Genomic DNA, 14,071 nt, shown 5'->3' with positions numbered 1-14,071 from the left:
TTACGTGCCGCGCGCCTGCGCGGCTCTTCCCTTTGCCTATGCGCTTCGACCTCGAGCGGCCCTTGCAGTCTGCGTCGGCACATCGTGTTGCCGTGTTGCTGATCAATCTCGGCACGCCCGATGCGCCGACGCCGCGCGCTGTGCGGCGTTATCTCGCGCAGTTTCTGTCGGATCCGCGCGTGGTCGAGATTCCGTCGTTTCTCTGGCAGATCATCCTGCGTCTGTTCATCCTGCCGTCGCGCGGGGTCGCTTCGGCGAAGAAATACGCGGCCGTGTGGATGCCAGAGGGCTCGCCGTTGCGCGTGCATACGGAAAAGCAGGTCGAAGGGCTGCGGCATCTGTTGCACATCAATGACTACACGGTGATCGTCGACTACGCGATGCGCTACGGCACGCCCGACATCCCCGCCATGCTGAACCAGCTGAAGCTCGCGGGCGCCGAGCGCATCCTGCTGATGCCGATGTACCCGCAATATTCGGCGTCGACGACCGCGACGGCATTCGACGACGCGTTCGCCGCGCTCAAACGCATGCGCAACCAGCCGGAAATCCGCACGGTGCGCCAGTACGCGGATCATCCGGCCTATATTTCGGCGCTTGCGGCGCAGGTGCATCACTATTGGCACACGCACGGCCGCCCGGACTTCGCGTCGGGCGACAAGCTGGTGCTGAGTTTCCACGGCGTGCCCAAGCGCACGCTCGATCTCGGCGACCCCTATCACGAGCAATGTCAGCAGACGGCGTCGCTATTGACGCACGCGCTGGGCCTTACGCCCGTCGAATGCCGTGTGACGTTCCAGTCGCGCTTCGGCAAGGCCGAATGGCTGCAGCCCTACACGGCGCCGACCTTGAAAGAACTCGGCGCGGCGGGTGTCCATCGCGCGGACGTGTTCTGTCCGGGCTTTACAGCGGATTGTCTCGAGACAATCGAGGAAATCGGCATGGAAGTGCGCGATGAATTCCTGCACGCGGGCGGGAAAGTTTTTCACGCCATTCCGTGTCTGAATGCGTCGCCCGCGTGGATCGCGGCGCTTGGCGAGATCGTCGCGCAGCATCTGCAGGGCTGGCCGGTGCAGGTGAGCGCGCCGCAAAGCGCGTCGGTGGCCTGACTGGGCGCGCCCGGCATGCAATCTGCATTCGTGCAACGGCTCAGAATGTTTGAAGACGTCTGAAGAAGGACTGATGAACTACAAGATTTCTACCGAACCGGGCGCTCGCTTGCGCATCGACAAATGGCTGTGGGCGGCGCGCTTCTTCAAGACGCGTTCGCTGGCCGCCGATGCTGTCGAGAAGGGTCGGGTGCGGATCGGCGGCGCGACGGTGAAGCCAGCCAAGGACGTACGGGTCGGCGATCTGGTCGAAATCGAGATCGAGCGGATCGTGTGGCAGGTCGAGGTGCTCGGCGTGTGCGACGTGCGCGGACCGGCAAGCGTCGCGCAGACGCTTTATACGGAATCGGAAGTGAGCAGGCAAAAGCGCGCGCAGGAACACGAGCGCCGCAAGACGTTTCGCGAACCGACTGCCGAATTACATGGACGGCCGACCAAGCGCGACCGGCGCGTTATCGACAAATTTTCGCGTGAGGGTTGAACAGCTGTTCCATCGTCGCGTGAACGCCGCCATATTCGGTCGTGCGCTCGTTGACGGCTCCGGACATGCAGATGGTCGTGGTGCCTGCGATGAGTACCAATGCCACCACCGATATGGCGAAGGTCAGTTTCACGGTACTCCCCCTTGAAATTGCAAGCGGAAACGGGCGGTTCAGCTAGTAGTAAGCCGTGCGTCAGGTTAGGGTTAACGTGCCTTTTCGGACGCTTGAGTTGAGTTTAGGACACTCGCGCAGCGCGCTCAATCTCAATATGATGTCGCGCTCGAAATGCGTGTTACGCCAGATTTCCAGGCCCCTGCACGGTGCAAAAAGCATTGGCGGGAGCCTTGAAATACGGCGGGTGCAGCCTTACTTGCACCGTTGATGCGCGGCCGGCATGTTGTATCGGCACCACGCCCATCGGGCGAGTCCCATTAAACTTCCGCCGTTTCTTGGCCTTATTTATTTGAGTTTCAGCGACATGGAAAACACGCAAGAGAATCCGACGAGCCAGAATCCCACGCCCGCCGACGAAGCCGCGCGCCAGGCCGCAGAGGCCGCATCGGGCGAGCCGCAGGCGCAGCAGCCGGAAGGCGCTGCGGGCGCGACGCAAACCGAAACGTCCGGCGCCGAAGCCGCGCTGGCTGACGCTCAGGCCAAAGTGGCCGAGTTGCAGGAAAGCTTCCTGCGCGCGAAAGCGGAGACGGAAAACGTCCGCCGCCGCGGTCAGGAAGACGTCGCGAAGGCGCACAAATTTGCCATCGAGAGCTTTGCCGAGCATTTGCTGCCCGTTATAGACAGCCTGGAAGCGGCCGTCACGCACTCCAGCGACGATCTGGCAAAGGTCCGAGAAGGCGTCGAGCTCACGCTGCGCCAGCTGACGGGCGCGCTGGAGAAGGGCAAGGTTGTTGCTTTGAACCCGGTGGGCGAGAAGTTCGATCCGCATCGCCATCAGGCTATTTCGATGGTGCCGGCCGAGCAGGAGCCGAACACCGTGGTCGCCGTGCTGCAAAAGGGCTATGTGATTGCCGACCGCGTGCTGCGTCCGGCGCTCGTCACGGTCGCGGCGCCGAAGTAAGCGGCACTCTCGCGGTCATGGCAGGCGTTGCCGTCGACAGCACTGCGTTCGCGGTCTTCGACATGCGGGAACTCACTGCTGACACGTTCGACGCCGGCCTGCAATCGGCGGGCGACGATCTGGCCGTGGTGTTTTTCTGGGGGCTCGACTGCTTCAACTGCGAGATCGCGAAGAAGGCGATGCTCGCGCAGCCTGACGCGATCCGCGCGCTCGGCCTGCGCTGGTTTCACAGCAACGTCTACGAACATCGCGCACTTGGCCGGCGTTTCACGCTCCATGGCGTGCGACGTGGTTCTTCTTCCACCGGGGCAAGCGCCTCGGGCGGGCGACGGGCTGGCATGGGCTGGCGCAGTTCGAGGCGGCCGTTGCCGCGGCTCGTGAGAGAATCCGCGCGGCCGGGAACGGCGCGTCCGGATCAATCGGCGGCCAGACCGATTGAAAAAATTTAATGACCGCATCGCATAAGGGGTCTTGAAAACGATGCGGCTGCACTTATGTTGGGTGCAGGATGAAATTCAGGGCGGGACGCCCGGTGGCCGGATGGGCCAGCCAGCAATGCCCGCAGCGATCAAAGTCAGGAGATTAGTAAAAATGGGCAAAATCATCGGCATCGACCTCGGCACCACCAACTCGTGCGTGGCGCTGATGGAAGGCAATCAGGTCAAGGTGATCGAGAATTCGGAAGGTGCGCGCACCACGCCGTCGATCATCGCCTATATGGACGACAACGAAGTTCTCGTCGGCGCGCCCGCCAAGCGCCAGTCGGTCACCAATCCGCGTAACACACTGTACGCAGTGAAGCGCCTGATCGGCCGCCGTTTCGACGAGAAGGAAGTGCAGAAGGACATCGGTCTGATGCCCTACAAGATCGTCAAGCACGATAACGGCGACGCATGGGTCGAAGCGCACGGTCAAAATCTCGCGCCGTCGCAAGTGTCGGCGGAAGTTCTGCGCAAGATGAAGAAGACGGCTGAGGACTACCTCGGCGAGCCGGTTACGGAAGCCGTGATCACGGTGCCGGCGTACTTCAACGACAGCCAGCGTCAAGCTACGAAGGACGCAGGCCGCATCGCCGGTCTGGAAGTCAAGCGGATCATCAACGAGCCGACTGCAGCTGCGCTCGCGTTTGGTCTGGACAAGGCTGAAAAGGGCGACCGCAAGATTGCGGTGTTCGACCTGGGCGGCGGCACGTTCGACATCTCGATCATCGAAATCGCGGACGTGGACGGCGAAATGCAGTTCGAAGTGCTGTCGACGAACGGCGACACGTTCCTCGGCGGTGAAGACTTCGACCAGCGCATCATCGACTACATCATCGGCGAGTTCAAGAAAGAACAGGGCGTCGATCTGTCGAAGGACGTGCTCGCGCTGCAACGCCTGAAGGAAGCGGCTGAAAAAGCGAAGATCGAACTGTCGTCGGGTCAGCAGACGGAAATCAACCTGCCGTACATCACGGCAGACGCATCGGGTCCGAAGCACTTGAACCTGAAGATCACGCGCGCCAAGCTGGAAGCGCTGGTCGAAGACCTGATCGAACGCACCATCGAGCCGTGCCGCGTGGCGATCAAGGACGCAGGCGTGAAGGTCAGCGACATCGACGACGTGATTCTCGTCGGCGGCCAGACGCGTATGCCGAAGGTGCAGGAAAAGGTGAAGGAGTTCTTCGGCAAGGAACCGCGCCGTGACGTGAACCCGGACGAAGCCGTTGCTGTCGGCGCGGCAATTCAAGGCCAGGTGCTGTCGGGCGACCGCAAGGACGTGCTGCTGCTGGACGTGACGCCGCTGTCGCTGGGCATCGAAACGCTCGGCGGCGTGATGACGAAGATGATCAACAAGAACACCACGATCCCGACGAAGCACGCTCAGGTGTATTCGACCGCGGACGACAATCAGGGCGCCGTGACGATCAAGGTGTTCCAGGGCGAGCGCGAAATGGCAGCGGGCAACAAGCTGCTGGGCGAATTCAACCTGGAAGGCATTCCGCCCGCACCGCGCGGCGTGCCGCAGATCGAAGTGAGCTTCGACATCGACGCGAACGGCATTCTGCACGTCGGCGCGAAGGACAAGGCGACGGGCAAGGAAAACCGCATCACGATCAAGGCGAACTCGGGTCTGTCCGAAGCCGAGATCGAGAAGATGGTGAAGGACGCGGAAGCGAACGCGGAAGAAGATCACAAGCTGCGTGAACTGGCCGATGCCCGTAACCAGGGTGACGCGCTGGTCCACAGCACGAAGAAGGCGCTCACCGAGTACGGCGACAAGCTGGACGCAGGCGAGAAGGAAAAGATCGAAGCCGCGCTGAAGGACCTCGAAGAAACGCTGAAGAGCGGTTCGAGCGACAAGGCCGCGATCGAAGCGAAGATCGAAACGGTTGCCACGGCATCGCAGAAGCTCGGCGAAAAGATGTACGCCGACATGCAGGCGCAAAGCGCAGCAGGCGCGGCGGGTGCAGGTGCAGCCGGTGCGGAAGCCGCGGCTGGTGCGAGCCAGCAGGCCGACGACGTCGTCGACGCCGAGTTCAAGGAAGTGAAGAAGGACTAAAGCCGGGTTGCTGCGGTTTTTTGTTTGACCGCAAGGCTGCGCGTGGCGACATGCGCAGCCCGGCTAAAGGTTGGCGCCCGACACCATCGGGCGAATGAACCGGATACGCGCCTGGCGAGCCTTTTTGGCTCTCCGGGCACATTTGTTTTATGGAGGGCAGGGCTTTTGACCCGCATTTGCGGGCGAGGTCCGGGCCTTACGAGTCGCGAGACTCCAGCATTCAAGAGGAGCCGCCGCGCGGCATTGCGCGGATGGCGTTGAACCGATATGGCGAAACGGGATTACTACGAGGTTCTGGGCGTCGCGAAGAACGCGGGCGACGACGAAATCAAGAAGGCTTATCGCAAGCTCGCGATGAAGTACCACCCTGACCGCAATCCGGGCAACAAGGATGCGGAAGAGCATTTCAAAGAGGTGAAGGAAGCCTATGAAATGCTGTCGGACTCGCAAAAGCGTGCCGCGTACGACCAGTACGGCCACGCTGGCGTCGATCCGAACATGGCGGGTGCAGGCGCACAGGGTTTCGGCGGTTTTGCCGACGCATTCGGCGATATTTTCGGCGACATCTTCGGCCAGGCGGCTGCGGGTGGACGCGGTGGCCGCGGCGGTCCGCAGGTCTATCGCGGCGCGGATCTGCGCTACAGCATGGAAATCACGCTCGAGCAGGCCGCGCACGGCTACGACACGCAAATCCGCGTGCCGAGCTGGGTGTCGTGCGAAATCTGTCACGGTTCGGGCGCGAAGCCCGGCACCAAGCCGGAAACCTGCCCGACCTGTAACGGCTCGGGCGCGGTGCGGATGTCGCAAGGTTTCTTCAGCATCCAGCAGACGTGTCCGAAGTGTCACGGCACGGGTACCTACATTCCTGAGCCTTGCACGCACTGCCATGGCGCCGGCAAGACCAAGGAAACCAAGACGCTGGAAGTGAAGATTCCGGCGGGCATCGACGACGGCATGCGTATCCGTTCGGCTGGCAATGGCGAGCCGGGCATCAATGGCGGGCCGTCGGGCGACCTGTACGTCGAGATTCACATCAAGGCGCACGCGGTGTTCGAGCGCGATGGCGACGATCTGCATTGCCAGATGCCGATTCCGTTCACCAAGGCGGCGCTGGGCGGTGAGATCGAAGTGCCGACGCTGGCGGGCCGCGCGAGCTTCACGGTTCCGGAGGGCACGCAGTCGGGCAAGACGTTCCGTCTGCGCGGCAAGGGCATCAAGGGTCTGCGCTCGAGCATCGCGGGCGATCTGTACGTGCATGTTCAGGTGGAAACGCCCGTCAAGCTCACGGACGCGCAACGCGACCTGCTTCAGCAGTTCGAGAAGTCGCTCACTGAAGGCGGCGCGCGTCATAGCCCGCAGAGCAAGAGCTGGTTCGACCGCGTGAAGAGCTTTTTCGACTAACCTGTACTGAAGCGCGTTCCGACGTTGGCGGTATGCATGGCGGCTCAGCAAACAGGCACCGTGTTCGCGTTGCTGGACGACTGCGACTCGACTGCGAGTCGCCGGTCGAGCCGGCTGTACACGGGGTTCCGGCACGAGCACGTCTGTACTGATCCCGTGCAGCTGGACGCCGTCTGCGAGGCGGCGTCGGCCGATGTCGACAGCGGATTGTTCGCGGTCGTGCTGGCCGACTACGAATTCGGACAGACTTTGCAGCAGAAAACGCAGCGTGCCGGCGGCACGCTGCGTTTTTTATTGTTCGACCGCTGCCAGAAGATGTCGCGCGACGAGGTCGACACGTGGCTCGCGCTCTATGACAGCGCGGCTGTCGAGCCTTCCGTGGCGGGCATCGGCGGCATAAGTGCGAGCGTCGATGAAGCGCAGTTCACGCAGGCCATCGGCGCGATTCACGACGCGCTGCGCGCCGGCGACTCCTATCAGATCAACTACACCTATCGGCTGTATTTCGACGTATTCGGCACGCCGGCCGCGCTGTTCCGGCGGCTGCGCGCGCGGCAGTCGGTGCATTACGGCGCGCTGATCGCGCTGCCGGACGATCGCTGGGTCGTGTCATGCTCGCCGGAACTGTTCGTTGAGAAAAAGGGCGCTTCGCTGCGCACCCGGCCGATGAAAGGCACTGCGCCGCGTTCGTCCGACGCGCAGCAGGACCGCGCAGCCGCCGAATTCCTGGCGAGCGATCCGAAAAATCGCGCCGAAAACGTGATGATCGTCGATCTGCTGCGCAATGACCTGTCGCGAATCGCAGAAACGGGCACGGTGAAAACGCCAGCGCTCTTTTCGGTCGAGCCGTATCAGTCGCTGTGGCAAATGACATCGACGGTGACGGCGACGTTGCGGGCGCGCACGTCATTCGCCGACGTGCTGCGCGCGCTTTTCCCATGCGGCTCGATTACGGGCGCGCCCAAACACAAGACGATGCAGCTGATCGAGCAGCTCGAAACCACGCCACGCGGGTTGTACACGGGCGCGATCGGCTGGCTCGATGCGCAACCCGATCTCGGCGATGCAGTCGGCAGGCAGTGCGGCGATTTTTGTCTGTCGGTGGCGATCCGTACGCTCTCGCTCGGCGCCGTGACGCCTGAAGGGCCGCGACACGGCGAAATGGGCATCGGCGCGGGCATTGTGCTCGATAGCGTCGCGCAGGACGAATACGCGGAGTGCAAATTGAAAGCACGTTTCCTGACGGAGGCCGACCCCGGCTTCCAGCTGTTCGAAACGATGTACGCCACGCGCGAAGACGGCGTGCGTCATCTCGATCGCCATCTCGCGCGGCTCGGCCACAGCGCGCGCTGGCTCGGCTTCGCGCTCGACGAAGACAAGGTGCGTGCAGAACTCGCCGCGCAATGCGCGACGCTGCGCAGCGCAACGCCGCACAGGATGCGTCTCACGCTGGACAAGACGGGCGCGACCGAGATCACGTTTGCGCCGCTCGTGCCGCTGACGGAAGAGGTGGCTGGTGTGCTGCTCGGCCCCGATCACGGCTTTGCGACGATGCAGGCCGCCGATCCGCTGCTGCTGCACAAGACGACGCGTCGCGCGGAATACGATCGCGGCTGGCGTGAAGCGGAGTCGCACGATGCATTCGACACGCTGTTCTTCAACGAACGTGGCGAGCTAACCGAGGGCGGCCGGTCAAACGTTTTCGTGATGCTGGATGGGCGGTGGTGGACGCCGCCGTTGTCGTCGGGCGTGTTGCCGGGCGTGATGCGCAGCGTGCTGCTGGAAGATCCCGACATGCAGGCGGGGGAACGGGTGTTGACCCGGGAAGACGTGATGAACGCGCAAGCGCTCATGCTCTGCAACGCGCTACGCGGAGCGTTGCCGGCGCGGATTATTGCCTGAATGCGTCGGCCGGCAAGCTCGGGAAATGTCGCATCAGGAGTGATGCCGGTGAATCAGGCGGCCGATCCATGCCGTAACGCGCGCATGCCAGGTGGCGTCGTGTTCGTGCGGATGGTTGTCGTGGTCACGAATGCGCGTGACGTCGATCAGACAGAAGGGACTCATGGTCGTTCTCCATCGGTGCGCGGGCTCGCGCCGTGAAAGGAGAACGAAGATAGACGACGCCGATTGCAGGTCGAATCGGACAGGCCTTAGAGAAGTCCCAAGGAAATAGCGGCGCCTGCGACAAACACAACCACCGCCAGACTCAATCAGAACGTGTGCTCAGGCCCGGGGAACGAGCCGTCCTTAACCGCCCGCACATACGCTTCGACGGCGGCGAGAATGCTCGGCTGCCCTTGCATGAAATCCTTCACGAAGCGCGGCCGCTTGCCGGGGAAAATTCCCAGCATGTCGTGCAACACCAGCACCTGACCCGAACATTCGACGCCCGCACCGATGCCGATCGTCGGAATGCGCAGTTGCTTCGTCACCTCGGCGGCGAGCAGCGTCGGCATCGCTTCCATCACCAGCAGTTGCGCGCCGGCGTCCTGCATCGCGCGCGAATCGCGCATCAACTGGGCCGCGCCTGCTTCCGTCTTGCCCTGCACCTTGAAGCCGCCGAACGCGTGCACCGACTGCGGCGTGAGCCCGACGTGACCGCAAACGGGAATCGAGCGCTCCACCAGAAAACGCACCGTGTCCGCGAGCCATTCGCCGCCTTCGAGCTTCACCATCTGCGCGCCTGCCTGCATCAGCTTGACGGCGTTCGTGAAGGCATCGGCAGGCGTGCCGTAGGTGCCAAACGGCATATCGGCGACGATCAGCGCCGACGGTTTCGCGCGCGCCACACAAGCCGTGTGATAGGCGATCTCATCGATCGTGACGGGCAGCGTCGTGCTCTGGCCTTGCAGCACGTTGCCGAGCGAATCGCCGATCAGCAGCGAATCGACGCCCGCGCGATCGAGCAGCGCCGCGAAGCTCGCGTCGTAGCAGGTGAGCATCACGATCTTGTCGCCCGCTTCGCGCATGGCTTGCAGTTTCGGGACGGTGACGGCGCTGCGGCTCGTCTCCTGCAGATAGGTCATGGGTGATCCGTTGGAAATGCGGCGTCACGCTACAGCCAGACGCTATAGCGTGCCGCCTTTGACAAAGAATTCCTTGCGCCCGCGCATCGATTCGATGCGCTCGACGAGCAAAGCAAGGTCCGCGTCGGAATCGAGCGGATTCAGGTGTTCGGCGTTGACCGTGAGAACGGGCGCGCCGTCGTAGTGATAGAAGAAGTCGTTGTACGCATCGCACAGCGAGCGCAGGTACGCATCCGAAATCTGCAGCTCCATCGGCAGCGCGCGCTTCTGAATACGCGAGAACAGCACTTCGGGGCTTGCCTGCAGATAGATGATCAGATCCGGCGACGGACCGGACACATCGAGCTTCGCCGCAATCGCGCGATACAGCGGGTACTCGTCGTCCTGCAAGGTCAGACGCGCGAAGATGTCGTTCTTCTGCGTCATGAAATCGGTGATGAGCGGCGTGCCGGCGGTGCGCAGCGCGTTGATGTCCTGCACCTGCTGCGCGCGCTGCAGCGCGAAGCTCAGTTGCGCGGGCAGCGCATAGCGCGCCGTATCGCGATAGAAGCGCTCGAGAAACGGATTGTCCTGCGGGCGCTCGAACAGTTCGTGCATCGACCAGCGCTGCGCCAGGCGCCGCGCCAGCGACGTCTTGCCGACACCGATCGGCCCTTCGATGGTCAGATAGCCGTGCGGCGGACGCAGATCGGGCGCCGTCACGGTGAGCGGCGGGGCGGTCATCGGCAGGGAACTCATGGGCAGCCGCCTTTAGGCGCTGCGCCCGCTGCGTCTGCTTGACCGCTGGAATCCGTCGCGCCGGGCGCGAGACACTGGCAGGGCGATTTCATCTTTTCGATGCGCTGATCGGCGACGGCAGCCAGAAACGCATCGGCGCGGCCGCGTTGCGGAATGATCAGCGTGGGTTCGATTTCGACGAGCGGCACCAGCACGAACGCGCGCTCCGTCATGCGCGGATGCGGCACGATCAGATCGGGTTCGTCGATGGCCTGTTCGCCGTAGAGCAGGATGTCGAGATCGAGCGTGCGCGGCGCGTTGCGAAACGGGCGCTCACGGCCAAAGTGATGCTCGATCTTGTGACACAGCGCGAGCAGATGGCGCACGGGCATCGCGGTGTCGAGCTTGACGACGAGATTCAGATAATCGTCGCCGCCAGCGTCGATCGGGGCTGTTCGATACAGGCTCGATTTGGCGAGCACGGTGATGGTGTGCTGTTGTGCGAGACACACCACCGCGTCTTTCAGGGTCTGGCGCGCGTCCCCGAGATTCGCGCCGAGGCCGAGATAGGCAACCGTCATGGCATAACTTCCTGCAACTTGCGTTCGACGGCGCGCGCCGGGATTGCGTCAGTCTTCGTGCGGGCCGTCATGGCTCGCATCGTCTGCTGCGCGGTCTCCTGAAGCCGTGCCGCCCTCCATTCCGTCGCCCTGTTTGCTGCGGTTTCGGCTGTTGCTACGCCGCCGTCGTTTTCTGGGCGCCCGGTCCTTCCCGCCTTGCGAAAGCAGTGCTTCGCGCGCGGCGATGTCTCCTTCGATGAACTCCGTCCACCACGAGCCGACCGATTCATCCAGTTCGCCCGATTCGCAGCGCAACAGGAGGAAATCATACCCCGCTCTAAATCTTTGGTGTTCCAGCAGCTTCAGCGCACTGCGGCCCGAGCGCTTTTCGAGGCGATGCTGCAGGCCCCAGATCTCGCGCATATCCGACGAGAAGCGCTTATGGATGGCGAGCTTCTCGGTCTGCATGTCGAGCACGTCGTCCATCGCGCGATGCAGTGCGGGTACAGGGTACTCGCCGTTGGCCTCGTATTGCTGCCAGCGCTGCTGCATGTCGTGCCACAGCAGCGTGGCGAACAGGAAGCCCGGCGACACCGGCTTGCCGGCGCGCACGCGTGCGTCGGTGTTGTTCAGCGCGAGCGTGATGAACTTCTCGCCGTGCGGCTGTTCGAGCACGACGTCGAGCAGCGGCAACAGGCCGTGATGCAGGCCTTCCTTGCGCAGACGCTGCAGGCAAGCGAGCGCATGGCCCGACAGCAGCAGCTTGAGCATCTCGTCGAACAGACGCGCGGCGGGCACGTTGTTGATGAGATCGGCCAGTTCCTTGATCGGCTCGCGCGTCGCGTCCTCGATCTCGAAGTCGAGCTTCGCGGCGAAGCGCACCACGCGCAGCATGCGCACCGGGTCTTCGCGATAACGCGTGGCCGGGTCGCCGATCATGCGCAGCAGACGCGCGCGCATGTCGGCCATGCCGTTGTGATAGTCGAGCACCGTCTGCGTCGCGGGGTCGTAGTACATCGCGTTGACGGTGAAGTCGCGGCGTGTCGCGTCTTCGTGCTGCTCGCCCCAGACGTTGTCGCGCAGCACGCGGCCGCTGGCATCGACGGCATGCGTGCGGCGGTCCAGCTCGTCACGCTTGAGACGGCGCGGCGGCGGGGCACCTGCTTCGGCGGGTGGCGCGTCGACCAGCGCGCGGAACGTCGATGTCTCGATGATTTCCTGGCCGAACTGCACGTGCACGATCTGAAAACGCCGTCCGATGATGCGCGCGCGGCGGAACAGTTTCTGCACCTGTTCGGGCGTGGCATCGGTGGCGACGTCGAAGTCTTTCGGCGCAATGCCGAGCAGCAGATCGCGCACCGCGCCGCCGACGATAAACGCACGGAAGCCCGCCTGTTGCAGGCCTTCCGTCACGCGGATCGCATTGCGAGAAATCAGCGAAGGATCGATGCCGTGAATGTCCGACGACACGATAACGGGCGCGTCGGGCTCGGGCACGGCGGCAGCAGCCGGCTTGCGTCGCGCACCGCCCTTGGATGCCGTGGTTTTCGAGGCAGCGCGGCTCGGGCGGGCCGTTTGCGGCGCGCGTTCGTCGTGTGCGGAGTCGTCTGTTTCTGCGGACGGCGCGGCCTCGTCAGTGGGCTCTGCGTCCTGTCCGAACAGCTTGCGAATGAGTTTCTTGATCACGAGGGTTGGAAGAGTTCTAGGATGCGCCAGCCGTTTTTCTGCGCATGGGCGCGCAGCGTGTCGTCCGGGTTGGTCGCGATCGGGTCGGTGACCTTTTCGAGCAGCGGGATGTCGTTGTGCGAATCGCTGTAGAAGTAGCTGCGCTCGAAGTCCGACCAGGTTTTGCCCAGCGACGCGAGCCATTCTTCCGTGCGCACGATCTTGCCTTCACGGTAGCTCGGCGTGCCTTTCGGGAAGCCGGTGTAGTCCGATGCCGGATGGCCGTCAACGGTCTCGACTTCGCACGCGATCAGCTTCTCGACGCCGAATACTTCGGCGATGGGCGCGGTGATGAACTCATTCGTCGCGGTGACCATGCAGCACAGGTCGCCAGCGTCGCGGTGTTTGTTCACCAGTTCCATTGCAGCGGGAACGATTGCGGGCTTGATCACTTCGTGCATGTACTGGTCGTGCCACGCCTTGAGCTGCGAGCGCGGGTATTTCGCCAGCGGCGTCAGCATCGCGACCAGATAGGCATGAATGTCGAGCTTGCCGGCCTTGTAGTCGGCAAAGAAGCGATCGTTTTCACGCGCGAAACTTTCGGCTTCGACGATGCCGAGTTTCACCATGAAGCGGCCCCATTCGTGGTCGCTGTCGGTGGGGATGAGCGTGTGATCGAGGTCGAAGAGAGCGAGGTTAGCCATGGGGGACTATTTTACTTGAAGCGGATGACGAGACCTGGGCAGCCGCGCGGCGCGGGCCTTCGGCGGTGTTGCCCGCATTATCGGGCGAGGCGAGCATCGTGCGCAGCAATGGCAGCGTGACAGCGCGTTTCTGCTCGAGCGAGAAGCGGTCGAGCGCGTCGAGCAGCGCCATCAGGCTGGGCATGTCGCGGCGGAAATGGGTGAGCAGATAGGCGGGCACGTCGTCGGCGAGATTGATGCCGCGCTCGCGCGCCGCGCGCTTGAGCACGGCCGCCTTGCCTTCGTCGGCAAGCGGCGCGACATGGAACACGAGACCCCAGCCGAGGCGCGTGCGCAGGTCCTCGCGCACGTTCAGGCCCATCGGCGCGGCGTTGCCCGTGGCGACGAGCGCGCTGGTTGGGTGAGCACGCACTTCGTTGAACAGGTTGAAGACCGCGATCTGCTGCGCGCCCGAAAGCCGGTCGCAATCGTCGATCGCGTACAGCGCGACGCTGGGGTCGAACGCAAACGCGGCGAGGCTGCTTTGCGGGCCGGCGTAACGCGCGTGGCCCGGCGGCGCTTCGTGCACGAGCGCTTCCAGCAGATGCGTGCGGCCGCTGCCCGTCTCGCCCCAGACGTAGAACGAGCGGTCCGCGACGGGGCCGGCCGCGAGCGCCGCGTCCAGCTCGCGCAGGCGCGTGACCAGCTCCGAGTTGGTGCCGGCGAAGAAATTGTCGAATGTCGATGGCGGCGGAGTGCCGAGATCGAGCGTCAGTTGGCGCGACACGATAGATAAGCCGTTAGTAACC

At 63.4% G+C, this 14,071-nt stretch carries 14 protein-coding genes and 1 pseudogene; 7 read left to right on the top strand and 8 right to left on the bottom strand.

All coding sequences use genetic code 11. The features are described 5' to 3' along the window. Positions 1-38 precede the first annotated feature (38 nt). Positions 39-1,109 (top strand): ferrochelatase, encoded by a 1,071-nt coding sequence (hemH, locus tag G3O01_RS36650; RefSeq protein ID WP_205811898.1) that lies wholly within the window; start codon positions 39-41, stop codon positions 1,107-1,109. Positions 1,110-1,182: 73 nt separating this feature from the next. Further along, the gene (locus G3O01_RS36645) at positions 1,183-1,590 is read left to right on the top strand and encodes an RNA-binding S4 domain-containing protein (protein ID WP_205811897.1); all 408 of its coding nucleotides are present in this window, start codon (positions 1,183-1,185) and stop codon (positions 1,588-1,590) included. On the opposite strand, the gene G3O01_RS36640 is transcribed toward G3O01_RS36645, so the two are convergent. Continuing rightward, a complete protein-coding gene (locus G3O01_RS36640) occupies positions 1,562-1,723 on the bottom strand; it encodes a hypothetical protein (RefSeq protein WP_205811896.1) in 162 nt (53 codons plus the stop codon). The genes G3O01_RS36645 and G3O01_RS36640 overlap by 29 nt on opposite strands. A gap of 346 nt (positions 1,724-2,069) precedes the next feature. Between G3O01_RS36640 and grpE the strand changes: the two genes are divergently transcribed. The 5 genes and pseudogenes from grpE to pabB all read left to right on the top strand — a co-directional run bounded on the left by grpE (position 2,070) and on the right by pabB (position 8,510). After that, complete coding sequence (grpE, locus tag G3O01_RS36635) at positions 2,070-2,666, top strand: nucleotide exchange factor GrpE (RefSeq protein WP_205811895.1); 597 nt, start codon at positions 2,070-2,072, stop codon at positions 2,664-2,666. A gap of 17 nt (positions 2,667-2,683) precedes the next feature. Continuing rightward, positions 2,684-3,105, top strand: a pseudogene (locus G3O01_RS36630) (thioredoxin). Between the two features lie 152 nt (positions 3,106-3,257). Next, the gene (gene dnaK / locus G3O01_RS36625) at positions 3,258-5,207 is read left to right on the top strand and encodes a molecular chaperone DnaK (protein WP_205811894.1); all 1,950 of its coding nucleotides are present in this window, start codon (positions 3,258-3,260) and stop codon (positions 5,205-5,207) included. Between the two features lie 267 nt (positions 5,208-5,474). Continuing rightward, positions 5,475-6,608, top strand: a complete 1,134-nt coding sequence (dnaJ, locus tag G3O01_RS36620) for a molecular chaperone DnaJ (protein WP_205811893.1) — start codon at positions 5,475-5,477, stop codon at positions 6,606-6,608. 36 nt (positions 6,609-6,644) lie between these two features. Beyond that, on the top strand, positions 6,645-8,510 hold the full coding sequence (gene pabB / locus G3O01_RS36615; RefSeq protein ID WP_205811892.1) for an aminodeoxychorismate synthase component I: 1,866 nt from the start codon (positions 6,645-6,647) through the stop codon (positions 8,508-8,510). Positions 8,511-8,543: 33 nt separating this feature from the next. Here pabB and G3O01_RS45640 read toward each other — a convergent pair whose 3' ends face one another. The 7 genes from G3O01_RS45640 to hda form a co-directional block, all read right to left on the bottom strand. Next, a complete protein-coding gene (locus G3O01_RS45640) occupies positions 8,544-8,675 on the bottom strand; it encodes a hypothetical protein (RefSeq protein ID WP_277403079.1) in 132 nt (43 codons plus the stop codon). Between the two features lie 146 nt (positions 8,676-8,821). Beyond that, the gene (gene panB, locus G3O01_RS36610; RefSeq protein ID WP_205811891.1) at positions 8,822-9,637 is read right to left on the bottom strand and encodes a 3-methyl-2-oxobutanoate hydroxymethyltransferase; all 816 of its coding nucleotides are present in this window, start codon (positions 9,635-9,637) and stop codon (positions 8,822-8,824) included. A 42-nt stretch (positions 9,638-9,679) separates the two neighbouring features. Continuing rightward, positions 9,680-10,360: a deoxynucleoside kinase gene (locus G3O01_RS36605; protein ID WP_205811934.1), complete on the bottom strand. Its 681-nt coding sequence runs from the start codon at positions 10,358-10,360 to the stop codon at positions 9,680-9,682. 11 nt (positions 10,361-10,371) lie between these two features. Then, the gene (folK, locus tag G3O01_RS36600; RefSeq protein WP_205811890.1) at positions 10,372-10,935 is read right to left on the bottom strand and encodes a 2-amino-4-hydroxy-6-hydroxymethyldihydropteridine diphosphokinase; all 564 of its coding nucleotides are present in this window, start codon (positions 10,933-10,935) and stop codon (positions 10,372-10,374) included. Positions 10,936-10,983: 48 nt separating this feature from the next. Continuing rightward, positions 10,984-12,600 (bottom strand): polynucleotide adenylyltransferase PcnB, encoded by a 1,617-nt coding sequence (gene pcnB, locus G3O01_RS36595; protein ID WP_205811889.1) that lies wholly within the window; start codon positions 12,598-12,600, stop codon positions 10,984-10,986. Further along, positions 12,597-13,283: an HAD family hydrolase gene (locus tag G3O01_RS36590; RefSeq protein WP_205811888.1), complete on the bottom strand. Its 687-nt coding sequence runs from the start codon at positions 13,281-13,283 to the stop codon at positions 12,597-12,599. The genes pcnB and G3O01_RS36590 overlap by 4 nt, the downstream gene beginning before the upstream one ends. Then, positions 13,276-14,049: a DnaA regulatory inactivator Hda gene (gene hda / locus G3O01_RS36585; protein ID WP_205811887.1), complete on the bottom strand. Its 774-nt coding sequence runs from the start codon at positions 14,047-14,049 to the stop codon at positions 13,276-13,278. The genes G3O01_RS36590 and hda overlap by 8 nt, the downstream gene beginning before the upstream one ends. Between the last annotated feature and the right edge of the window lie 22 nt (positions 14,050-14,071).

The organism is Burkholderia sp. Ac-20365 (assembly GCF_017104715.1).
Taxonomy (GTDB): domain Bacteria; phylum Pseudomonadota; class Gammaproteobacteria; order Burkholderiales; family Burkholderiaceae; genus Paraburkholderia.
This window is presented reverse-complemented; position numbering and strand designations above follow the sequence as displayed.